The sequence below is a fragment of the Paenibacillus sp. FSL L8-0638 genome, from assembly GCF_038593075.1.
GTDB classification, from domain to species: Bacteria; Bacillota; Bacilli; order Paenibacillales; family Paenibacillaceae; genus Paenibacillus; species Paenibacillus polymyxa_D.
In genome coordinates this window covers 1,605,859-1,628,719 of record NZ_CP151960.1, presented here as the reverse complement: position 1 = coordinate 1,628,719, position 22,861 = coordinate 1,605,859, and the positions used below count along the sequence as shown (strand labels likewise).

Genomic DNA, 22,861 nt, shown 5'->3' with positions numbered 1-22,861 from the left:
AAAATGAAGTTAGGAACAAGCGCCCTACACACCAAAGAAGCTCTCCAGAATTGAGAGCTTCTTTGGTGTGTAGGATGTCAACTGCCGCTCTTATTATGTTGAAGCCGGGATCGTCTTTGGCTCATAACGGCCAGTCTTCTCTTAAGCTCTCCCTGCCATTTTTCATCATTCATCTGTTTGGCTACCATCAATAAATCCAGGGATATGTCAATTTGACGCTTCACAATTTCAAACGCATCTTCACTTTCACGATTCACACAATTTTCAAATATCGTATCATCGTCTTCCATGACATAATCCTGAAAATCAATCTCGGTTGCCCCATCTCCATGTGCATATTCAGCCAAAATTTCATACTCATTTTCGACTTTATAATGAACTTCAATGCGACGACATACCGGGCAAAACAGCAAAGGAACATTATGAACTTGGGTGCGGTAATGCTTCAGCGTTCCCTTGGTTCCTACCATGCTTGCTCCACAGCAATAACTCATCCGGGCTCAGCCTCCTCTGAACAAAACCTGTTCTGCCTTGTTTATCTTCTACAATACCTTATTCGCTTTCGTCAGGCAAAATTCCTCCAGAACACAACAACATTTCCATAATTATTTGTTACCTCACTCTGCGTTGCCTCATTAAACAGGCTGTCCTCACATTTTTCGCTGCACAGAGCAGGCAAGCAAGCCCCCAATAACGGTAGAGTAACCGCTAGTTGGGGGCTTGTTTGTTTAATTAATTTCAACTTGTGAAGCTTATATTACAGATTTTGATCGCCTGGTTTCCAGTTCATTGGGCACAAGCCACCGGATTGCAAAGCTTGCAGTACACGCAATGTTTCTTCTACACTGCGACCTACATCGTTGTGGTTAACCACTTGATATTTCAATTCGCCTTCTGGATCAATGATGAACAAGCCGCGCAATGCAACGCCTTCTTCTTCGATCAGAACGCCATAATCGCTTGCTGTTTTTTTCGTGATGTCAGAAGCCAATGGGAAGTTCAGTTTGCCTAGACCGTTGTTTTCTTTAGCTGTGTTGATCCATGCTTTGTGACTGTGCACGGAGTCTACACTGATACCCAGAATTTCAGTATCCAGCTCTTTGAATTGGTCAGCAGCATCGCTCAATGCTGTAATTTCCGTAGGGCACACAAAAGTGAAATCCAGTGGATAGAAGAAAAATACGAGCCACTTGCCACGGTAATCGGAAAGCTTCACCGAACCAAATTCTTGACCGTCTCCAGTCACTGTTTCCAATGCAAAATCAGGGGCGGGTCTTCCTACCAATCTTTCTGCCATAATATGAAATCCTCCTTTAAAATATGTAAGAAAAACACCAAATGTGCTTTCCTCAATCATCTGTATTGTAATAAACAACAACTTACTTGATAAATGTTATCATTCGCTGAAATCAAAGTCAATATTGTAACCATTACTTTTTTATAATTATTTTAAACTAGCTTAAAAATTCACATTTTATTCACATTTTGAACCTTTGAATATACAAATAGCCCCTGATTGCTCAGGAGCTACTGTGCTAAACATTTGCCAAAAAGCCAGACTGTATAACCTTACTATATAATAGGAAGCTTTTTTTCAGAACGGGTGCATTTACGGAGCTTTTAGCGAATAGCTGCTGCGATCAGATCACCCATTTGAGTTGTCGAGATTGCTTGAGATTTATCCACCGCAATATCCGCCGTACGGTGCCCTGCATCCAGTACCTCAGCTACGGCTTTCTCAATGGCATCTGCTGCCTTCTCGTACCCGAAGGTAAGACGGAACATCAAAGCAACGGACAAAATCGTTGCAATGGGATTCGCCAGGCCTTGACCTGCAATGTCAGGCGCCGAGCCATGTACCGGCTCGTATAGGCCGAAGCTGCCTTCTCCCAGTGATGCGGAGGAGAGCATGCCGATGGATCCAGTCAGCATAGCCGCTTCATCACTGAGAATGTCACCAAACATATTTTCCGTCACGATGACGTCGAAGCTAGATGGACGACGCAGCAATTGCATGGCGCAGTTATCAACCAATACATGCTCCAGCTCGACATCCGGGTAGTCTACAGCAACCCGGTTCACTACTTCACGCCATAAACGGGAAGTTTCCAGTACATTAGCCTTATCCACCGATGCAAGTTTTTTGCGACGTTTTTGTGCAATTTCGAAAGATTGGCGCACGATACGCTCTACTTCTGTTACATTATATGCGCAAGTATCAACTGCTTCCTCACCCTGAGGACTTTCTCGTCTGAACTTCTCGCCGAAATAAATGCCGCCCGTCAGTTCGCGCACCACGATCAGGTCCGTTCCTTCCAACACTTCCGGTTTCAATGTAGACGCGTCCTTGAGACAGTCAAAGACGACGGCAGGACGAAGATTCGAAAACAGACCAAGCTCTTTGCGAATGCCTAGCAGCCCGGTTTCAGGACGAAGTTCCTTTGGATTGTTATCCCATTGTGGCCCTCCTACCGCACCCAGCAGAACAGCATCTGCAGACTGACATACTGCCAGTGTTTCTTCCGGTAATGGTGTGCCCTTCTTATCAATGGCAATCCCGCCGAACAGCGCATGCTCCGTTTCAAATGAAAAGCCGAATACTTCTTCCGTACGTTTCAAAATTTTCTCTGCCTCTGCGACCACTTCAGGTCCAATTCCATCTCCCGCTATTACCGCAATCTTTTTAACGTCTGCCATCACGTACACTCCTCTTGTTATACAGCCATACAACCGTATTTTTCATACCTTCTTTGTAACATATATGGCAGGGCTTTGACCAAGATATAGAATCTATCAATTCAATAGGCACAGCCTATAAGCTGGTTTTTTCATCAGAAAAAAAGAAAACAGGACCGGAAAAACCCGACCCTGTAAACCCAACTCTTAAGTCTGCATAAAAACTAAGATTTATAATCTACGCGATTACTGTAGTTTTTACGCTTGTCGATTAAACCATTCAGCGCATCCACGTAAGCCCGAGCACTTGCTTCCAGAATATCGGTGCTTACCCCGCGTCCCTGTACAGACAGTTCGTTTTGCGTCAGCACTACATGGACTTCACCCAGAGCGTCCTTACCATGGGTAACAGACTTGATGGAGTAATCTGAAAGTACAACGCTCTCACCGCTGGCTTGATCAATCGCATTATAGATCGCATCGACTGAACCATTTCCTTCAGCTTCTGTCTCAATAATCTGACCTTCATCGTTAACCAGACGCACTTGTGCGGAAGGCGTAGCCTTATTCCCGTAGGTAACAAAAATGGTTTCCAGCTTGAAGACTTCAGGTGCATCAGCCAATTTTTCTTCCAGCAATGCCAAAATATCATCGTCCGAAACTTCCTTTTTCTTATCAGCCAAATCCTTGAACTGCCCAAAAGCGCGATTCAGATCTTCTTCGTTCAATTCGTAGCCCAACTCGATCAAACGCTCACGGAAAGCATGACGACCTGAGTGCTTACCGAGTACCAACTTGCTTTCTTTCAGACCGATACTTTCTGGTGTCATGATTTCATAAGTCGTTTTCTCTTTCAGCATACCGTCTTGATGAATACCTGATTCGTGCGCAAAAGCGTTGGCTCCAACAATTGCCTTGTTGCCCGGCACTACCATCCCCGTCAAACGGCTAACCAAACGGCTCGTGCGCGCAATTTCAGACAATTGCAGAGACGTTTTGGCCTGGAAAAATTCCTGTCTCGTCTCCAGTGCCATGGCGATTTCCTCAATGGCCGTGTTTCCAGCACGTTCACCGATACCGTTAATGGTTCCCTCGATCTGATCCGCGCCGTTCAGGATGGCAGCAAGTGTATTAGCAGTAGCCATTCCCAGGTCATTGTGGCAATGTGCACTCAATTGAATCTTCTCCACATCGATTACATTTTCCTTAATATGTTTGAATATATTTCCATACTCATAGGGTGTCAAGTAACCTACCGTATCTGGAATGTTGACGACAGAAGCTCCTTCTTGTACAGCCATGGTGACCATTTCAACCACAAAATCAAGCTCTGTACGGCCTGCATCTTCCAAGGAAAACTCCACTTTAGGCAAATATTTCAACCCATAGCGTATGGCAGCACGAGCAGTTTCCAAAACCTGTGCCTTCTCCATCCGCAGCTTATGTTGACGGTGAATAGGAGAGGTTGCCAAAAAGATATGGATACACGGGTCCTGAGCTCCCTTGAGTGCCTCGCGAACTGCATCAATATCCTGTTCCCTTGCACGCGAAAGACCAATCACCGTCGAATTTTTTACAGCTTTTGCTACTGCATTAACAGCTGCCAGATCACCCGGAGAAGCAGCCGGGAACCCAGCCTCCATACGATCAATTCCCAGCTTCTCCAACTGATGAGCGATCTCCACTTTTTCACGAGTATTCAAGTTCACGCCAGGTGACTGTTCTCCGTCTCTCAACGTTGTGTCAAATATATATATTTTGCGCAACCTAACGCACCTCCTCAGGATTAGGACCCTTAAATTACAATGCGGCTCACGCAATAAGCAGGGCCGCATTGTAATTAATATTTATAAATAATGCATGTAGTCGAATTCATAGTACAAAAGATTATTACTTTTTGATCCAATGCATCATTTCACGCAATTGTCCGCCCACCACTTCAATCGGATGGTTAGCTTCATTACGACGAGTTGCCGTAAGGAATGCACGTCCAGATTGATTTTCAAGGATGAAGTCACGAGCAAATTTACCTTGTTGAATGTCAGTCAATACATCCTTCATGGCTTTCTTCGTATCTTCCGTTACCACACGTGGTCCAGTTACATAATCGCCATATTCCGCTGTATTACTGATGGAATCACGCATCGTTGCCAATCCACCTTCATACATCAAGTCAACGATCAGCTTAAGCTCATGCAAACATTCAAAGTATGCCATCTCAGGAGCATAACCTGCTTCAGTCAATGTTTCAAAGCCCGCTTTTACAAGTGCGCTCACGCCGCCACACAATACCGCCTGCTCACCGAACAGATCCGTCTCCGTTTCTTCACGGAAGGAGGTTTCAATTACGCCCGCACGTGTACAGCCAATGCCTTTTGCGTAAGCAAGTCCGATTTCTTTGGCCTGACCCGTTGCGTCCTGCTCAATTGCGATCAGCCCCGGTACTCCAAACCCTTCTACATAAGTACGACGTACCATATGTCCTGGGGATTTTGGAGCAACCAGCAATACATCGCTATCTTTAGGAGCTACGATTTGTCCAAAATGAACGTTAAAACCATGGGAGAACAAAAGAGCTGCGCCTTTTTTCAGGTTAGGTTCAATTTCATTTTTGTACACAGAAGCTTGAGTTTCATCAGGTAACAAAATTTGAACCACATCTGCACGGCTTGTTGCATCAGCTACGTTCAGAACTTCAAAACCGTCGTTTCTTGCGACATCAGCCGATTTGCCTTCACGCAAACCAATAACAACATTCACACCACTGTCACGCAAGTTTTGTGCTTGAGCATGCCCTTGGCTACCGTAACCGATAACGGCCACTGTCTTTCCTTTCAATACGCTGAGTTCTGCATCTTTTTCGTAGTACGTTGTAACTGCCATGGTTAATTTCCTCCTTTTAATTGGACCCTTCATAATGAGCGGGTACTCCAAGAGACTTTCCCTCGTGATTAGCATCTAAAAATCTCTTCGAGTCCCCGCTCTTATGCGGGCGGTTCTTTATTGATGTAATGCGCTATAAGCGGTAATTCGTTAAAGCTCCATATTAAGCATTGCCACGTATCATAGCTGTAACCCCGGTTCGAGTCAACTCCCGAATACCGTAAGGCTTCAACAACTCGATCATGGCATCAATTTTTTCTGTATCGCCAATGACCTGTACAATCAAACTCGTCGTTCCAACATCAATTACAGCTGCTCTGAATGTTTCTACCACGCCCATAATCTCTGGCCGTTGAGGCGGTTCTGCCTTTACCTTTATCATCGCCAATTCCCGGGCTACCATTGGTTTGGAACTGAGATCGATGACCTTGATCACATCAACCAGCTTGTAAAGCTGCTTTTCAATCTGCTCTAGGTTGTTCTCATCCCCTACAGTCACAATGACCATACGGGATAATCCAACTTCTTCCGATTGTCCCACAGTTATGCTCTCAATGTTAAAGCCGCGGCGACCGAACAGGCCGGACACACGTTGCAAAACGCCGGGTTGATCATTTACCAGTACAGCAATGGTATTTTTTGTTGTCATTTTACTCGTCCCCCATCAGCATTTGATCAATTGTCGAACCTTGCGTCACCATTGGATATACGTTCTCTTCCTTGCTGACTACAAACTCGACAACGACCGGTCCGGGTGTATCAAGCGCCTCCTGCCAAGCCCGACGTGCCTCTTCCTTATTCGTAGCACGCAGCCCTTTGACACCGTATGCTTCGGCAAGTTTCACAAAATCCGGACTTCCCGCCAGGTCAATGTGACTATACCGATTGTTATAGATCAATTCCTGCCATTGGCGAACCATTCCAAGCACCTGGTTGTTGATAATTACGATTTTAACCGGAATGTTATTGATTGCACAGATGGCTAATTCCTGCGAACACATCTGCATACCGCCGTCCCCGTTAATCGATATTACCAATCTGTCGGGATTGGCCATTTGAGCACCGATTGCAGAAGGGAAACCAAATCCCATCGTACCGAGTCCACCAGAGGTGACCCATGAGCGTGGCTGATTGAATTTGTAATACTGCGCTGCCCACATTTGATGCTGTCCCACGTCTGTCGTTACGATTGCACCACCCTTGGTCGTTTCATCCAACAACTCAACAACCCATTGGGGTTTAAGTACCGTTTCAGAATCCTTATAAGAATAAGGTTTCTCATTCTTCCAATGCTGAATTTGCGCTCTCCATGCATCTGCCAGGTCCGCACGTTTCACATCCTGATTCAGCAATTCCAGCACTGCCTTCACGTCACCCACGATAGGAATATCCGCTGCAACATTTTTTCCAATTTCAGCAGGATCGATATCAATGTGGACGATTTTAGCTTGAGGAGCAAACCCATCCAACTTGCCTGTTACCCGATCATCGAAGCGGGCTCCGATACAGATCAACAGATCTGACTGTTGAATCGCCTGATTGGAGGTGTATGTTCCATGCATCCCCGGCATCCCCGTCCACAATTCATGTCCACTTGGGAAGCCACCCAATCCGAGCAATGTTGTCGTGATAGGAATTTCCGTTTTACGAACAAACTCGTAAAGTGCTTCATGTCCACCGGAGTATACAACTCCTCCACCTGCCAGAATGAATGGACGTTCTGCTTCGGAAATAGCTTGAGTTAGCTTGTCTAGTTGAATTTTGTTGGGCAACACTTTCGGGTTATAACCCCGCATGGTCACAGGTTCCGTTTGTGGGACAAACAACGTCTGGGCTGCAGAAATATCCTTCGGAATATCAATCAGTACCGGTCCCTTGCGCCCTGTGTTGGCAATATGAAATGCCTCATGGATGATTCGCGGTAGATCCTCTACATCTCTTACCAGATAGCTATGTTTCGTAATCGGCATTGTAATTCCCGTAATATCGGCTTCCTGGAAAGCATCCGTACCGATCAGGGAAGATACAACGTTACCCGTGATGACCACCAACGGCACCGAATCCATAAAAGCCGTCGCAATACCAGTTACCAGGTTTGTCGCTCCAGGTCCGGAAGTCGCAATACAGACGCCCACTTTACCGCTCGCCCGTGCATAACCATCTGCCGCATGAATAGCTCCTTGTTCGTGACGAGTGAGGACATGCTTGAAATCCTTAAAGCCATACATGGCATCATAGATATATAACACTGCACCACCAGGATATCCGAAGACACAATCTACTCCCTCCAGCAACAGGCTACGGAGTAAAATTTCCGAACCTGTAATCACTTCAGGCTTCATCCACTTTTCACGTAATTCATTGGTTGACCTAACTTCAGGAATTTGTGCACTCATTGGTCATCCTCCTTTACAAAATTTACATACATCTGACATTTGTAAAAACAAAAAAACCTTTCATCCCTAGAACAGACTTGCTGTTACTGAGGGACGAAAGGCTGTAGCTTCCGTGGTACCACCCGTGTTTGCCCGATATTTCGCAATATCGAACCTTGGCAGGTACAGAAATCACAAAGGATCTCCATATCTGGCGTCTGTAACGTAGACCGTACGATTTTCCCTAATAGGTGATTTAGTACGCCGTTAATATCATCGGGCCCAAATACTTTTCAGGAAAACAGCTCCAAGGTGAGCTCGTTAAAAAGGGATTTTGGTGAAGCTTGCAGCTAATGCCTCACTCTCTGAACAAAAGAGCCCTAATCACTTCGTCCTCTTCATTGCCGTTGAGTTCATGTCATTCTTTCAAATGTTTAGACACATTATATGTCTCCCATCTGGGATAGTCAATACCCATATTTCATAAAAATTTATGTTTCTTTTCTGAAGCACCTCCGAGTCGCACGCTTGTAAGAGGTACCCGCATATTATAAAAAAGACCACACGGTGAGACAGTACACTCCTCCAAAGCCACGTCTTATCTTGTTAAAAGGGTAGAAAAGGAGGCCCGTTTATGATTCGAAAACGCAGCTCTCAAGATGACAACATCATCTTTCGTCTAATCGAGCAAGAGCTTGTCCCCCTATCGCATTTAAGTGCCCAAGAAATGGAACAAATACGCAAAGAATTACCCCGGCGCTTAAACCGGGGCATCACTTTTGTAGCTTGCAGACCGGATAATGCACAGGTTGTTGGCTTCATTCATGTTATGCTGCATGGCGAACTATTATACATTGATTTGATCGCAATCTCTTCGGCTCATCAAGGTATGCGATACGGAAAAAAACTGCTTGAGCATGCCGAACACTACGGACGACTGCGTCGCTGCAAGCGGGCTAAAGTGATGGTGGATGAAGACAATATCAGGGGGATCCACTTTTATCTGCGTCATCAATATCAAATGCTGCGATACGTAGCTCTGAGCCGATGCCACGAACTCGAAAAGTTACTGTAAAAAGTATCTTTTTCGGGCTCAGGATTTTGTATGACTAAAATAAATTAGGGTAATACGGATATCCTACCCCGGGGTATCCCCCGTCTGTATACGGGCCTGACTGCGGACCATATCCTGGTCCTCCATAGCCCGGACCGTAGCCACCATATCCCCCACCATAGGCACCAATGTATGGAGCTGTGCCGATGGCAAGCAAGTCAAACAGCACCAGAGGAATAATTGCCTTCGTGTTTACTTTTTTCTTGCGGTTTGGTTGAAGAACCAGTCGGTTACCCGAAATGCGAATCAGCTTGCCGCTGACCTGGGAACCATCCTTGCGAGTAGCAAAGATGACTTTGCCGACAAGCTTCTCCACCTGCTTTCTGGTTACTGCCTGTTTCATCGTATTTCCTCCTTCTTCTCAACGGATGGACAGATTGAACGGCTCCTTGATAGCTCATCACCACCACAAAATAGACCGGAGCTGACAGGGGCCGAGCGTCCCGTCCAATCTGCATAGCACAGTCTATTCCATTCATGCCAGTAGCGTATGTTTAAATGCCTGCACAATATAAAAAAATCTGATACCTGCATATGCAGATACCAGATTTTTTATACACCCATGTACATTTTGCAAAACATACAGCATCAGTTGTTTATAAGTTTAACGCTTGCTTGGATCATAAAGTTGACCCAAAGCGGCCGGAGCGCGTGAACGTCCGACAGCCGCTACCAGTACAATAATCGTCAGGAGATACGGCAACATAAAAATAATTTCCTGGGGAATACTTTGTGACCATGCGAACAGCTGCACATAGTTGCGAATGGCTTGTGAAAAACCAAAAAACACTGCTGCGCCAAAAGCACCGAGCGGATTCCATTTACCGAAAATCATAGCGGCAATAGCAATATATCCCTGCCCCGAAACTGTATTGTGTGAGAACATGTTGGTTGTAGTCAGAGTGATTGTAGCTCCACCAATCCCAGCCAACGCCCCACTAATCATCACACCAATATAACGAAGACGATTTACTTTAATTCCCACGGTATCGGCCGCTCCTGGATGCTCCCCAACGGAACGCAAACGCAAGCCAAACGGTGTTTTATACAAGGTGAAATATCCAATAATAACCAATAGAATGGCTAGATATGTCGTTGGGTAAGCTTGGAAAAAGGCTTTTCCTGCAATCGGGATATCCACAAGGTAAGGGATGGATATTTCGTTGAAACCCTGAATCCGACCGGTGTCACCATCACCCTCAAATAAAAGCTTGACCATATACAGTGTACTACCTGCTGCCAGAAAATTAATAACTATACCACTTATTACCTGATCAGCTTTAAAGGTAATAGAGGCTACAGCATGAATTAGCGAAACCAGAATACCGAACACCGCAGCTGACAGCACACCTACCCAAGCCGCAGAGGTGCCTCCTAGTCCAGCTTGCTCGGCATAAAATCCGCCAACACCCGCTGCAAACGCTCCAAATACCATAAGTCCTTCCAACCCGAGGTTCGTCACACCGGATTTTTCTGAAAAAACTCCGCCGAGAGACGCAAAAATAATCGCCGTCGCAAAAACGAGCGTTGTATGGATTAATTCACCAAGTGTTAACCAACTCATTTTACAACACCTTCTCTTTCTTCCGCTTGGAGTAGAGCGGCTTCACAACCCAACGTACAATACCTTGGGCCGCAATGAAGAAAATAATCGAGCCGATGACAACCCGGATAATTTCGGGCGGTACATCTGCGCTAAAGCTCATCCCCGCAGAACCATACGTAAGCGTTCCGAACAAAACAGAACCAAGCAGCACACCAAATGGGTTATTCATCCCAATCAGAGCTACAGCGATACCGTCAAAACCCGTTCCCGGTGATCCTGCCATGACAGATTGATAATGGAATACTCCCAGCACTTCAAAGGCCCCTGCCAATCCGGCAAAAACTCCACTAATGAACATCGCTTTTATAATATTACGATTTACATTCATACCTGCATAACGGGATGCATCCTGATTAAATCCGACAGCCCGTAGCTCATAGCCCTGCTTTGTTTTCCACATGAAAATGTAGAAAAAGACTGCTGCCAGCACAGCAATAACCGTACCCCAATGTACCCGAGCATTCCCCATCATCTGGGACAGCCATTCGATGGAAATTGAAGCAGAAGGCTGAATATCCACAGAACGATTCTCACCTTCCATAAGTGCGAACTGATTGATCACCAAATTAGCCAAATACAGGCCGATCCAGTTCATCATAATACATGTAATAACTTCATTCACGCCTCGTTTGGCCTTCAAATAGCCAGCAATCGCAGCCCACAGGCCTCCGAAAACTGCGCCTGCAATCACAGCTAGCGGTGCATGAATGATAGCTGGCAGTCCGTGGAGTTTAATGCCCACAATCGAAGCAGCTGTCATACCTACCAGAAACTGACCTTCGCCACCAATATTAAACAATCCGGCGCGGGCCGCAAAAGCAAATGCCAACCCCGTCAAAATCAGCGGAGTCATCTCGCGGATAGCCTCTCCAAAGTTATAAGAATCTCCGTATACACGGCTAAACAAAGCAGAATAGGCCACAATAGGGTCATACCCGCCAATCAGCATCACGATAGCACCCAGAAGGAGACCCAAAATAATAGAGACCAGCGCCAGTACAAAGGAGTCTTTTGTGAATATTTTCAATAGATTAGCCATTCTCTACTCCTTTCTTCACTGCACTTCCTGCCATCATCAGTCCCAGTTCCTGGTCATTCGTTTCTTCTGGCAGCACTTCCCCGACAATCTTGCCCTCATAGATGACAGCAATTCGGTCGGATACATTCATAATCTCGTCCAGTTCAAAAGATATGAGCAACACAGCTTTACCTTGGTCCCTCTGCGCAATCAGTTGTTTCTGGACAAATTCAATAGCTCCAACATCCAGACCGCGTGTAGGCTGTGCTGCAATGAGAAGGTCCGGATTTTTATCAATTTCACGTGCAATGATAGCCTTCTGCTGGTTCCCACCAGATAATGCTCTTGCCTTCGTGTGAATATCCGGTGTTCTAACATCAAACTTTTCAATGAGACTTTTAGCCTGTTTCTCTATAGCATCTTTGTTCAAGAAGCCATTTTTACTGTAAGGCGCCTGGTAATACGTCTCCAGCACCATATTTTCACTCATAGAAAAATCGAGCACCAACCCATGCTTATGACGGTCTTCTGGTATATGTGAAACGCCTGCCTCTGAAATTTTGCGTGGTGACTGATTGGCCACCTCTTGTCCGAGCAAACGAATGCTCCCGCCATCCACCTTGCGTAAGCCTGTCAAAGCTTCGATCAGCTCACTCTGTCCATTACCATCTACTCCGGCAATCCCCAAAATCTCGCCCGCCTTGACCTGCAGGTTCAACTCATTTAGAACATGAATACCATCCTTGTTTTTAGAAATTACATTGTTCATTTCCAATACCGTTTGTCCTGGTTGCGCAAGCTGCTTGTCCACTTTAAAGGACACACGACGGCCCACCATTTTCTCAGCCAGCTCATTTGGTGTTGTTTCAGACGTCTTGACCGTATCAATAACCTGACCTCGGCGAATGATCGTAACGGTATCTGCAATTTGCATGATTTCTTTAAGTTTATGAGTAATAAGAATAATTGATTTGCCTTCAGCCACCAAACGTTTCATAATGTCCAGCAGCTCAGTGATCTCTTGTGGTGTCAGTACAGCTGTAGGCTCATCGAAAATCAGAATATCTGCACCGCGATAAAGCGTTTTAATAATTTCTACACGTTGCTGCATACCCACAGATATATCCTCAATTTTGGCATTCGGATTCACCTGAAGGCCGTACTGCTCAGACAACCGCTGTACTTCTGCGGCAGCCTTTTTATAATTGATTTTCAGACCCTTACGTGGCTCCGAGCCCAGGACAATATTTTCAGTAACGGTAAACGGCTGTACGAGTTTAAAATGCTGATGCACCATGCCAATCCCCAGATCAATCGCCTTATTTGGACTATCAATCTGTACGGGTTTACCTCCGATTTCAATGGTCCCTTCATCCGGCTGATACAGTCCGAAAAGAATATTCATAAGCGTAGATTTACCCGCGCCATTCTCACCCAAAAGGGCATGAATTTCTCCCTTATGCAGCTTGATGCTGATGGAGTCGTTGGCAACGATGCCGGGGAATCGTTTTGTAATTTGCTTTAACTCAACGACGGGGGTCGCTGCATCCATGAGATCACCCTTATACACTTTATAGTATGTGCTCCAATGAGCTGATTTTGCCCGTTATAATCCATATAACTCCAGACGTAAGAACAAGGCTAGTCTTATGAACCAGCCTTGTCGCCACCTCTATATGCTTCAAGCCAAAACTTATTTCGAAGGAACTGTAATTTCGCCCTTAATAATTTTTTGCTTGTATTGTTCTACAATATCAAGCACGTCTTTAGGTACGTTTTTCGTTGATGTGTCTGCCAAACCAATGCCATTATCCTTCAGAGCCAGTGTTTCGACACCGCCCTTAAATTTACCGTCAATTACTTCTTTAGATACGCGTTTTACAGCTTCATCTACACGTTTTACCATCGAAGTCAATGTTACGTCGTCACCAAATTCAAGCGATTGGTCTTTATCCACACCAATAACCCATACTTGCTGACCTTGTTGCTTACGTGCGAGTGCTTCGTTAAATACACCTGTACCAGATCCGCCAGCTGCATGGAAAATAATATCTGCACCGCTGTTATAGATCGTCGCAGCCGCTGCTTTACCCAGATCCGGCTTATCAAATGCACCTGTGTAGTTAACTTCCAATTTTGCATTTGGATTTACAGCTTTAATTCCTGCTTCGAATCCTTTTTCAAAACGTTTGATCAACGGGCTATCTTGTCCACCCACAAAACCAATTTTGTTTGTTTTGGTAAGCTTACCAGCTACAACCCCCACCAAGAAGGAACCTTCATTTTCAGCAAAAACAACCGATTTTACGTTAGGCGCATCCACGACACTGTCAATGATCGCCAAATTCTTGCTCGGGTTGTCTTTCGCTACTTGTCCAATCGCATTCGCCAGATTAAAACCGATTCCCCAAGTCAGGTTAAAATCACCCTTAACAAATTGGTTCAGGTTAGGAATATAATCTTGATCGGATTTACTTTGCAGGTATTTAACTTTAACGCCTGATTCTTTCTCAGTGGCTTGTAGTGCCTCCCAAGCAGATTGGTTAAACGATTTGTCGTTTACTCCACCCACATCTGTAACCATGCCGATTTGGACATTCGATGTTTTGGCAGAACCACCTGTGTCTCCACCATTTGCGTTGGACGCACCTTGATTTTTGTTACCGCAGCCTGCGAGAATGACCGAGATCGCCAGCAGCATAACCAAAGACATACTGAACATTTTCTTCATGCTGATACTGTTCCCCCTTAGTGTTAGATCCCTGGACTGTCTCTTTTCTTTGAACATGTACATGCTCATGCATGTCATTTACTGACGAGACAGATCGTACAGAAGACTTACTTTAGAGATTATACAATTATGATCGGCTAAAATCTAGACAATTAATAACCTTGGGTCAATTTTTTTTAAAACCTCAACAATGTAAGCGCTACAATCTTAAAAAAAACATACATTCTTCCATCCTACGTCATATTTATTCGTATTTTGGAGAAAACAAAGTCTTTTCCGTACCATTGAGTATGTACAAAAAAAGGCATCCCTACACAGCGTACTGCTTGGGATACCTCTTTACCACTTTCGTGGTTTCCACGCCTTCATTATGAATAATTAAGCGTTGATTTTGCCTTTAGCAACAGTTGCCAAAGAGTTGAATGCATTAATATCATTGACTGCAAGATCAGCCAAGATTTTGCGGTTAATGTCCACACCAGCCAATTTCAGGCCGTGCATCAATTTGCTGTAAGACAAACCGTTCAAACGAGCTGCTGCGTTGATACGCACGATCCACAGTCTGCGGAAGTTACGTTTCGTCTGACGACGGTCACGGTATGCGTAAACAAGCGATTTCATTACCTGCTCGTTAGCTGTTTTAAAAATGCGGTGTTTGGAACCAAAATAACCTTTAGCAAGCTTCAATACTTTTTTATGACGACGACGAACGACGAATCCGCCCTTTACTCTTGCCATATCAAATGACCTCCCAAATAATGTTTATACTTCATTCATTGCCGTGCTGTGCTATTTCAGGTTAGCAAGACCTTGTTTCAGACGCTTAACGTCCCCAGGTGCCATCTCAGGGTTAGTACCCAGAACGCGTTTTGCACGTTTGGATTTGTGGGAAAGCAAGTGGTTTTTGTAAGCTTTGTAACGCATTACTTTACCAGTACCGGTAATTTTGAAGCGGCCTTTAAGGCTGCTATGTGTTTTCATTTTAGGCATTGAACTTCCTCCTTAATTTGTCATTGACTCTTTGGAGCCAATATCATAATCATGCTGCGTCCTTCGAGCTTGGGTTGGCGCTCCACGGTACAAAGATCAGCAACTTCCAATTTCACACGTTCGAGAATTTTTTGACCCACGTTAGCATGAGTAATTTCACGACCGCGGAAACGAACGGAGCATTTCACCTTGTCCCCTTCATTCAGGAACTTCACCACATTGCGAAACTTGGTTTGGTAGTCATGTTCCTCGATGTTGGAACGGAACCATACCTCTTTGATGTCAACGATCTTCTGGTTTTTACGGGCTTCCTTTTCTTTCTTCTGTTGCTCATAGCGGAATTTTCCGTAATCCATAATCCGACACACGGGCGGCTTCGCTTGAGGCGCCACGTTCACGAGATCCAAGTTTGCGTCAATCGCCATTTGCAAAGCTTCACGCGTCGGTTTAATCCCGATTTGTTCACCGTTCGCACCAACTAGACGTACTTCTCTCACTCGAATCTCATCATTGATCATATGTTCCTTACTAATAACCCTCCACCTCCAGAACCTGTTATTGTTGTATTGTGTTTAAGCACAAAAAAGGGATGACGACTACACAGCCGACATCCCTGTCTGATACTCAATTCATCATGAAAGTTCAATTCACAAATCATTGGATCATGACCAGCCGGCAATACCGGGCAGGTGAGAAGTCGGACCTTCTACTTGTTAATCCATACTTTTCAATTAACATACTCAAATATCTTATCACGGTGCAATCGAGGTGTCAACACTTTAATAAAAATTGATGACACCGATCTCTAGTCCTATTCCACCGTCTAATTACCCTTGCTTGCTCTGAACCTCTTCTAGGCGAACGACACGCGTATGCTGGGTATGGCTCCATTGCTTGTTGTTCTGTGTGAAGAACGCATAGACCGTAATTGGATACCACGATATCGCATAGACCGGGAACAGCAATAAGTACAGATATACTTTTTTGAATGTGACCTTTTCCAAAATCATTGCGAGCACAAAAGTAGCAACATTCAGACCAATAGCTATAACACCGGTCCAAGCTGGTAACTGTACATAGATGTTCTCGATATTAGGTCCACCAAAGAAGGCGATATCTATCCACATAGCTACTGTCATCAAGAAGGTGAGCAGTACGATATACACGTTCAGACCATAAAGAGCCATATCGAATTTAATCAGGCTTCTATGCTTGATACTTTGCCACAGCAACGGGAAGAAATAACGACGAGCGACCGTGAAATGACCTTGCATCCAGCGCAGACGCTGTCTGGACGAGGCTTTGAACGTCAACGGCTTTTCATCATATACCTTGGCATCGTAATTAAATCTTGGATATACGTTGCACTGCGTGCAGCGCATGGTGAATTCCAAATCCTCTACGAGACTTGTCGCACCCCAGCCCATTTCCTTAAGCAGATTTGTTTCAAAGCACATGCCTGTACCACCGAGGAAATTAGCCATGTTCAGATTGTGACGTGACAGCTGCCACAAACGGTTGATGTACCAATAAGATACCCCGTATGCCGCTGTAATCCAAGAATCCTCAGGATTCTTAGTATCAATGTACCCCTGGATAACACGGGCACCTGTACACAGATCATTGTTCATTTCACTCAAGAAATTGGTATGCGCCAAATTGTCAGCATCAAACATGACGATGGCATCATATTGGCGTGGCATAGCCCATAATTCCTTGAGCATCCACTCAATAGCGTAGCCTTTACCACGCAGATTCGGATTCGTACGTTCACAAGCATTCATGCCGTGAGCGCGAACGATGTCCGCAGTCTTATCTGTGCAGTTATCACAGATTACGAACACATCGTAAAGTTCCTTCGGATAATCAAGTTGCTTCAAATTTTCCATCAATGCTCCGACAACCTGTTCTTCATTGTGGGCAGCGACTAAAATGGCAAATGATTTTTCTGGAGCCGCGTGCTCTTTCCTTTTCTTCCGAACCAATCCGAACAAGGAGAATGCAAACTGATAGACTGCGATCACCGCCAGTATGACCTGGAGCGTCACAAAAATAGCGTCTAACATGATCTCTTGTTACCCCCTTTTTATACCCCTTAAAATCTTGCGTTTGTTTGTTTTCTATCTGTGTAGCGCAAGTTGCGGCGCTTTGCGCGCCTTTTCTGTAGTTTTTGACCCGACCCTTGCTTTCTTCATTGGCTGTGCGCAGCCCCCTTTTGGCTGACACAGGAACGCCATTACGATTTTCGTTGGTTTTCAATCTTTTGTCAAAGCCCTTAAACCGGTCTCAGCAGCAAAAAAACACAACAAACTCCCGTTTAAACCGGGAATGCAGCGCTGGACTTCTCATTCATGACGTTTAGGTCTTATTTTCATCCATTTGCTAACTTTTTATTTCTTTGGTCCCTCCTTTTTGTGGGCCAATTAGCAACCACTTCTAAACACTCTATCTTATTAGACGGATGAACGCAAAGAAAGTTATACAATACAGCTTATATTCCATTAACATTTTTGTGTAGAATTGAACCAAGTAAGTTATGAATCTTTAGTGATTCTTGAAATGAACAGCGTTTAAAAATATGATGAGAGCAAGAGAATAATTACTTATGGTCTGATTATGTCAAAATGACTCAAAATATTTGCCGACTGACCTGAACCGGCAACCGGAGGAAACCAAATGCAACGTCTAGTCGTAAAACTTGTAAGTCTGGAGCAGCAGTTGTTCAAATGGATCAACGGACGCTTACACAACCGTTTTTTGAACTTCTGGCTTTATTATCTCACACATTTAGGCGGGGCTACCTTTACTATAGCCTCCACACTCCTTATTTGGTGGCTCGCTCCGAACCCGTGGAAAGATTCCGGTATGAAGGGAGCCATCGCTCTTGGGGTCAGTCACATCCCCGTAGCCATCGTTAAAAAGCTGTACCCGCGGATTCGCCCGTATTTAGCGCTACCAGGTACAAATACATTCCGTAACCCCTTGTCGGACCATTCTTTTCCCTCAGGGCACACGACCGCTATTTTTTCAGCTACCGTGCCTTTTATGCTACAGTCACCGATGCTAACACTGCTGCTGTTGCCTGTAGCGACAATTGTAGGTTTTTCTCGGATTTATCTAGGTCTCCACTACCCAACGGATGTACTTGCAGGAGCGGTGATCGGAACGTCTGCAGCAATAGGAACGGTTGCATTCTGGCCTTAAAGCCGATATGGTATGATTGAGAACATCCCAGCAGGAACAGGTGAAATGAGAGTGGCTAAAAAACGAGTGTTATTATTATCGGAAGGTTTCGGTGCCGGACATACTCAAGCTGCCTACGCGCTCTCAAGCAGTTTGCGGAAGCTTTCTCCGAATGTGCAGACAAGAGTGCTGGAGCTGGGGAGTTTTTTGAATCCAAGAATGGCCCCCCTTATTATTACAGCATACAAGAAGACTGTCGTATCGCAGCCTCGTCTAGTCGGATTGGTTTACCGTCATCAGTACAAAAAATCATTAAACCGTCTTACAACGCTCGCTTTGCACCGTCTGTTCTACACGCAGACCCGAAACATTCTCCGGCAGCTTCGTCCCGATTTGGTGGTATGTACTCATCCCATCCCAAGCGCGGTAATTTCACGTTTGAAGCGCTTAGGTTTACATGTTCCGCTTTGTACTGTTATTACAGACTACGATGCACATGGAACATGGATTAGTCCCGAGGTTGACCGGTACTTTGTATCTACGCCTGAAGTCATGCGTAAGCTGCGAGCACGCGGAGTACCCGTCTCGAAAATCCAGGTGACTGGTATTCCCGTTCATCCAAATTTTTGGGAACATCCTGGGCACGATGAAATTAGAGAACAATTTGGACTTAAACCCATCCCGACCGTACTCGTTATGGGTGGCGGCTGGGGCCTTATGAATGACGAAGTCATACATCGTTCGCTTACTCAGTGGAGAGAGAACATTCAATTTATTTTTTGTTTGGGGCATAATGATAAAATTCGTCGTAAAATGCAATTAGATCCCAGGTTTAATCATCCAAATATTCATATCTTCGGATTTACACGGGAAATCGACAAATTAATGGAGGTATCGAATCTGCTCATCACCAAACCCGGCGGAATGACATGCACCGAGGGATTGGCTAAAGGGATTCCGATGCTGTTTCACAAACCTCTCCCTGGACAGGAGGAGGAAAATTGTCAATACTTTACGGCTCAAGGCTACGGAGAACCGATTACTTCGCTGGATGTTGTCGTGAAATGGATGAACCGACTGCTACACGATTTTCCAGAAATCGTCCGCAAACGACAGGAGCACGTCCACAATGTAGCGCGATATTATCCTCTTCAGAGCGCACAGAGTATTTTGGATATACTGGAACCGAACAGGGTGCTTTCCTAAAAGGAAGCACCCTGTCTTATTTTATCCATTTGATCTATTTTTTATTTCCCGTACTTTTCAAGGCGTGTTTTTCCGTACTCTTCCAAAGCATCTTGGCCGATCAGCACCTCGACTCGATGAATATTCATACCCTTGCCCATGAACTTTTGTTCATATTCCGTCATGACATGCTCCTCGTTGATCCCCTCACGATGAAGGTTTAACGAAATATTCGTCATTTGTAAACCGCTATCGGCAAACGAATTCAAAGAAAACTCAAATAGTGTCTCCGAATCAGTCTTAAAATGAATTTGTCCTTTACTGTTCAAAAGCTGACGGTACTTGTCCAAAAAACGCGGATGCGTCAAACGACGACGTGCATGCTTGGCTTTAGGCCAGGGATCACTAAAATTCAGATAAATGCGTTCAATTTCTCCTGGTTCAAAAACATTCTCGATCTGTTCAATGTTTGCCAGTGCCAATTTAATATTAGGCGGCGTATCAACCTCTGAATTACTCCAGGCCAGACGGGACTTTTCTGTTGCACGGCGAACCAGCTCATCATACATATCAAAGCCAATATAGTTAACCTCCGGATTCCGGAAGCTCATTTGGCTTATAAATTGCCCTTTACCCATACCGAACTCTACATGAATGGGACGATCATTACCAAAAAGCTGTTGCCATTTCCCCTTATACTGTGCCGGCTCCAAGATGACTAGGTCCTGTTGTTCTTCCAGACTTTCCCGTATTCCTTTTCTTCCGCGTAAACGCATGTTACTCCTCCATATACTCTGTTATCAAGGAAAAAGGAATTTCACCCCCGCTTGAAGATACGGAAATGAAATTCCTTTTTCAATATATTTGGATTGGGGTCCAACTAATTTAATTGTTCATAGTCTACCCCATCAGCAGGTGAAAAATCAATTGTCTTTTGGCAAGCCGCTCTGATTTTTTGACGTGCGGTCGTTCCAATCTGACGATCCTGCCCAAAACGGACACCAGTCAATGCCAACGCCTCATCAAAGGTTAACTCAACAGTAACTTTATCCATACGCGTCTTATCCTGCGCATTCATAAAAGATCACCTCACGGGTTATTTGTGATGGAACCGACGTGCACTTACCCTAAAACAGGCGATAGAAACAGCACAGCTGCCTCCCTGAAGAATAATCATTAGCAACGGATAACTTTTATCTTCAGGATCGAAAACAGTCCTTTTATTGTATATCTGGTACCGCTTACAATATAACATATTGTGTAACCTTTTTCAATCCGAAACGCCATGAAATCCGCACATTTTATTGACTTGTTCGGTCAAATGATTCCCAATGAAGACTAATTTTTGTTACAATAGGGTGATCGTAAAAAAAGGAGTACACCCATGAAAACAGATTTATTGCCTGCTCCTCTCCTGTGGGGAGATAAACGGTTCCACACTTGGAATTACGAAATGCGTGAGCAATTTCAAAATAAAGTGTTCAAAGTCATGCTGGATGCGGGTTTTACCTGTCCGAATCGCGATGGCTCCATCGCTAAAGGGGGCTGCACTTTTTGTAGCGCACGCGGATCGGGTGATTTTGCCGGGCGTCGTCGTGATGATCTGATCACCCAGTTCAATACGATTCGGGATCGACAGCATCTAAAATGGCCAAACGCCAAATATATTGGCTATTTCCAAGCCTACACGAATACGTATGCCCCGGTTGAGGAACTGCGAGAATACTTTGAGGTAATTCTGGAGCAGCCCGGCGTTGTCGGTCTGTCCATCGCTACACGTCCTGATTGCCTGCCTGACGATGTAGTGGATTACCTTGCCGAGCTAAACGAACGCACGTACCTGTGGGTCGAAATGGGTCTGCAAACCGTCCATGAATCGACCTCAGAACTGATTAACCGCGCTCATGATACTCAATGCTATCTGGAGGCGGTGGAAAAGCTGCGCAAGCGGAATATCCGCGTGTGCGCCCACATTATTTATGGTCTGCCCCAAGAGACGCATGAAATGATGCTTGATACGGGACGTGCAGTAGCGGCTATGGATGTGCAGGGCATCAAAATCCACCTGCTGCATCTCATGCGCAAAACGCCTATGGTCAAGCAGTATGAAGCGGGATTGCTACGCTTTCTGGAAAAGGACGAATACGTGAAGCTGATTGTTGATACGCTGGAGTTTTTACCTCCCGAAATGATTGTTCATCGGTTAACCGGAGATGCCCCACGCGATTTGCTAGTGGGACCCATGTGGTCGCTCAAAAAATGGGAAGTGCTCAATGCCATTGATCATGAACTGAAGTCACGCGAAACGTGGCAGGGAAAATACTGGAGGCAACCTTAAATGGGATTCCTATCCGTCCTGAGCTACGCTCATCAATTGGTGGCTACGCGGGTGCAGCCAGGCGATACTGCTATAGACGCTACCGTCGGTACAGGAGCAGATACGTTGTTTCTGGCAAAAGCTGCTGGCAAACGGGGTCGTGTCTATGGCTTTGACATCCAGCAAGAAGCACTGCATTGCGCCCGTCGTCGACTGGAAGAAAACGCTTCACCTTCATTAGCAGAAGTATCGCTACTACTACAAGGTCATGAGCAAATGCGGGAGGCCGTTCCGGACATGCTGCATGGCAAAGTCGCTGCGGTCATGTTTAACCTCGGCTACTTGCCATCCGAAGGCGCCGATCCTACGGTCATCACGCATACGCATAGTACGCTCGTCGCACTGGATGCTGCTTTACAATTGCTGCGACCACGCGGCATTCTGACTGCCGTACTCTATCCAGGGCATGCTGGAGGAAGTGAAGAAGCAGATGCCGTTCTTCAATGGGCTTCTGCTCTCCCGGTCTCCAGCGGTCAAAGCATTATTTATCGTCAATTACAACGAGCCGCTTCACCTTACGTAGTGGCAGTTGAGAAGAAATAATGTCGGATTTTAAACTCAGGTTATGAGCGGCTTTTTTAGCCGCCTTACATATATCATTTTTTTAGCTCGTTTATCATTTTTTTAGCTCGTTTGGGCGCTATTCATCCCAGTTTATTGCCCATCGGCACGTTATTGATTTCCCTATTCTGTTAGATCACACTCATTTACTCATTATGGAGG

General features: G+C 45.2%; 23 protein-coding genes. 5 read left to right on the top strand and 18 right to left on the bottom strand.

What is annotated here, in order from left to right:
- Positions 1 to 77 precede the first annotated feature (77 nt).
- The 7 genes from MKY35_RS07310 to ilvB all read right to left on the bottom strand — a co-directional run bounded on the left by MKY35_RS07310 (position 78) and on the right by ilvB (position 7,955).
- Positions 78 to 494 carry a hypothetical protein gene (locus tag MKY35_RS07310; RefSeq protein ID WP_013309391.1) on the bottom strand — a complete coding sequence of 139 codons (417 nt, stop codon included), beginning with the start codon at positions 492 to 494 and terminating at the stop codon, positions 78 to 80.
- Between the two features lie 263 nt (positions 495 to 757).
- Complete coding sequence (locus MKY35_RS07305) at positions 758 to 1,297, bottom strand: peroxiredoxin (RefSeq protein ID WP_023987763.1); 540 nt, start codon at positions 1,295 to 1,297, stop codon at positions 758 to 760.
- A gap of 323 nt (positions 1,298 to 1,620) precedes the next feature.
- The gene (leuB, locus tag MKY35_RS07300; protein ID WP_029516477.1) at positions 1,621 to 2,697 is read right to left on the bottom strand and encodes a 3-isopropylmalate dehydrogenase; all 1,077 of its coding nucleotides are present in this window, start codon (positions 2,695 to 2,697) and stop codon (positions 1,621 to 1,623) included.
- A gap of 203 nt (positions 2,698 to 2,900) precedes the next feature.
- Positions 2,901 to 4,442 carry a 2-isopropylmalate synthase gene (locus tag MKY35_RS07295; RefSeq protein WP_342446002.1) on the bottom strand — a complete coding sequence of 514 codons (1,542 nt, stop codon included), beginning with the start codon at positions 4,440 to 4,442 and terminating at the stop codon, positions 2,901 to 2,903.
- Positions 4,443 to 4,566: 124 nt separating this feature from the next.
- On the bottom strand, positions 4,567 to 5,559 hold the full coding sequence (gene ilvC, locus MKY35_RS07290; RefSeq protein WP_013309387.1) for a ketol-acid reductoisomerase: 993 nt from the start codon (positions 5,557 to 5,559) through the stop codon (positions 4,567 to 4,569).
- A gap of 163 nt (positions 5,560 to 5,722) precedes the next feature.
- The gene (gene ilvN / locus MKY35_RS07285) at positions 5,723 to 6,208 is read right to left on the bottom strand and encodes an acetolactate synthase small subunit (protein ID WP_023987760.1); all 486 of its coding nucleotides are present in this window, start codon (positions 6,206 to 6,208) and stop codon (positions 5,723 to 5,725) included.
- A 1-nt stretch (position 6,209) separates the two neighbouring features.
- Positions 6,210 to 7,955: a biosynthetic-type acetolactate synthase large subunit gene (gene ilvB / locus MKY35_RS07280; protein ID WP_029516475.1), complete on the bottom strand. Its 1,746-nt coding sequence runs from the start codon at positions 7,953 to 7,955 to the stop codon at positions 6,210 to 6,212.
- Positions 7,956 to 8,568: 613 nt separating this feature from the next.
- On the opposite strand from ilvB, the gene MKY35_RS07275 reads away from it, so the two are divergent.
- Positions 8,569 to 9,009, top strand: coding sequence for a GNAT family N-acetyltransferase (locus MKY35_RS07275; protein WP_029516474.1), 441 nt, complete (start codon positions 8,569 to 8,571; stop codon positions 9,007 to 9,009).
- A 34-nt stretch (positions 9,010 to 9,043) separates the two neighbouring features.
- Here the strand turns inward: MKY35_RS07275 and MKY35_RS07270 are convergent, their stop codons facing one another.
- The 9 genes from MKY35_RS07270 to MKY35_RS07230 form a co-directional block, all read right to left on the bottom strand.
- Positions 9,044 to 9,391, bottom strand: a complete 348-nt coding sequence (locus tag MKY35_RS07270; protein ID WP_342446001.1) for a hypothetical protein — start codon at positions 9,389 to 9,391, stop codon at positions 9,044 to 9,046.
- Positions 9,392 to 9,652: 261 nt separating this feature from the next.
- Positions 9,653 to 10,612 carry an ABC transporter permease gene (locus MKY35_RS07265; protein ID WP_010349245.1) on the bottom strand — a complete coding sequence of 320 codons (960 nt, stop codon included), beginning with the start codon at positions 10,610 to 10,612 and terminating at the stop codon, positions 9,653 to 9,655.
- A gap of 1 nt (position 10,613) precedes the next feature.
- Complete coding sequence (locus MKY35_RS07260; RefSeq protein ID WP_069012850.1) at positions 10,614 to 11,693, bottom strand: ABC transporter permease; 1,080 nt, start codon at positions 11,691 to 11,693, stop codon at positions 10,614 to 10,616.
- Positions 11,686 to 13,224, bottom strand: coding sequence for an ABC transporter ATP-binding protein (locus MKY35_RS07255; RefSeq protein ID WP_029516472.1), 1,539 nt, complete (start codon positions 13,222 to 13,224; stop codon positions 11,686 to 11,688). The genes MKY35_RS07260 and MKY35_RS07255 overlap by 8 nt, the downstream gene beginning before the upstream one ends.
- 141 nt (positions 13,225 to 13,365) lie before the next feature.
- Positions 13,366 to 14,403, bottom strand: a complete 1,038-nt coding sequence (locus MKY35_RS07250; protein WP_165145041.1) for a BMP family protein — start codon at positions 14,401 to 14,403, stop codon at positions 13,366 to 13,368.
- 378 nt (positions 14,404 to 14,781) lie between these two features.
- Positions 14,782 to 15,141 carry a 50S ribosomal protein L20 gene (rplT, locus tag MKY35_RS07245; protein WP_007429517.1) on the bottom strand — a complete coding sequence of 120 codons (360 nt, stop codon included), beginning with the start codon at positions 15,139 to 15,141 and terminating at the stop codon, positions 14,782 to 14,784.
- Positions 15,142 to 15,192: 51 nt separating this feature from the next.
- A complete protein-coding gene (gene rpmI, locus MKY35_RS07240; RefSeq protein ID WP_013309379.1) occupies positions 15,193 to 15,393 on the bottom strand; it encodes a 50S ribosomal protein L35 in 201 nt (66 codons plus the stop codon).
- A 20-nt stretch (positions 15,394 to 15,413) separates the two neighbouring features.
- Positions 15,414 to 15,911: a translation initiation factor IF-3 gene (gene infC / locus MKY35_RS07235; protein WP_010349250.1), complete on the bottom strand. Its 498-nt coding sequence runs from the start codon at positions 15,909 to 15,911 to the stop codon at positions 15,414 to 15,416.
- A 309-nt stretch (positions 15,912 to 16,220) separates the two neighbouring features.
- Complete coding sequence (locus MKY35_RS07230; protein ID WP_029516470.1) at positions 16,221 to 17,459, bottom strand: glycosyltransferase family 2 protein; 1,239 nt, start codon at positions 17,457 to 17,459, stop codon at positions 16,221 to 16,223.
- A gap of 610 nt (positions 17,460 to 18,069) precedes the next feature.
- On the opposite strand from MKY35_RS07230, the gene MKY35_RS07225 reads away from it, so the two are divergent.
- Entirely contained in the window at positions 18,070 to 18,597 is a 528-nt protein-coding gene (locus MKY35_RS07225) for a phosphatase PAP2 family protein (protein WP_029516469.1), read from the top strand.
- A 12-nt stretch (positions 18,598 to 18,609) separates the two neighbouring features.
- Entirely contained in the window at positions 18,610 to 19,782 is a 1,173-nt protein-coding gene (locus MKY35_RS07220; protein ID WP_049816935.1) for a UDP-N-acetylglucosamine--LPS N-acetylglucosamine transferase, read from the top strand.
- Positions 19,783 to 19,823: 41 nt separating this feature from the next.
- Here the strand turns inward: MKY35_RS07220 and trmB are convergent, their stop codons facing one another.
- Both trmB and MKY35_RS07210 read right to left on the bottom strand, forming a co-directional pair.
- Positions 19,824 to 20,537, bottom strand: a complete 714-nt coding sequence (gene trmB, locus MKY35_RS07215) for a tRNA (guanosine(46)-N7)-methyltransferase TrmB (protein ID WP_029516467.1) — start codon at positions 20,535 to 20,537, stop codon at positions 19,824 to 19,826.
- A 104-nt stretch (positions 20,538 to 20,641) separates the two neighbouring features.
- Positions 20,642 to 20,839: a hypothetical protein gene (locus tag MKY35_RS07210; RefSeq protein ID WP_013309373.1), complete on the bottom strand. Its 198-nt coding sequence runs from the start codon at positions 20,837 to 20,839 to the stop codon at positions 20,642 to 20,644.
- Between the two features lie 306 nt (positions 20,840 to 21,145).
- Between MKY35_RS07210 and MKY35_RS07205 the strand changes: the two genes are divergently transcribed.
- Together MKY35_RS07205 and MKY35_RS07200 are read left to right on the top strand one after the other, a co-directional pair.
- Positions 21,146 to 22,099 carry a TIGR01212 family radical SAM protein gene (locus MKY35_RS07205; protein WP_342446000.1) on the top strand — a complete coding sequence of 318 codons (954 nt, stop codon included), beginning with the start codon at positions 21,146 to 21,148 and terminating at the stop codon, positions 22,097 to 22,099.
- On the top strand, positions 22,100 to 22,681 hold the full coding sequence (locus tag MKY35_RS07200) for a class I SAM-dependent methyltransferase (RefSeq protein WP_029516465.1): 582 nt from the start codon (positions 22,100 to 22,102) through the stop codon (positions 22,679 to 22,681).
- Positions 22,682 to 22,861 lie beyond the last annotated feature (180 nt).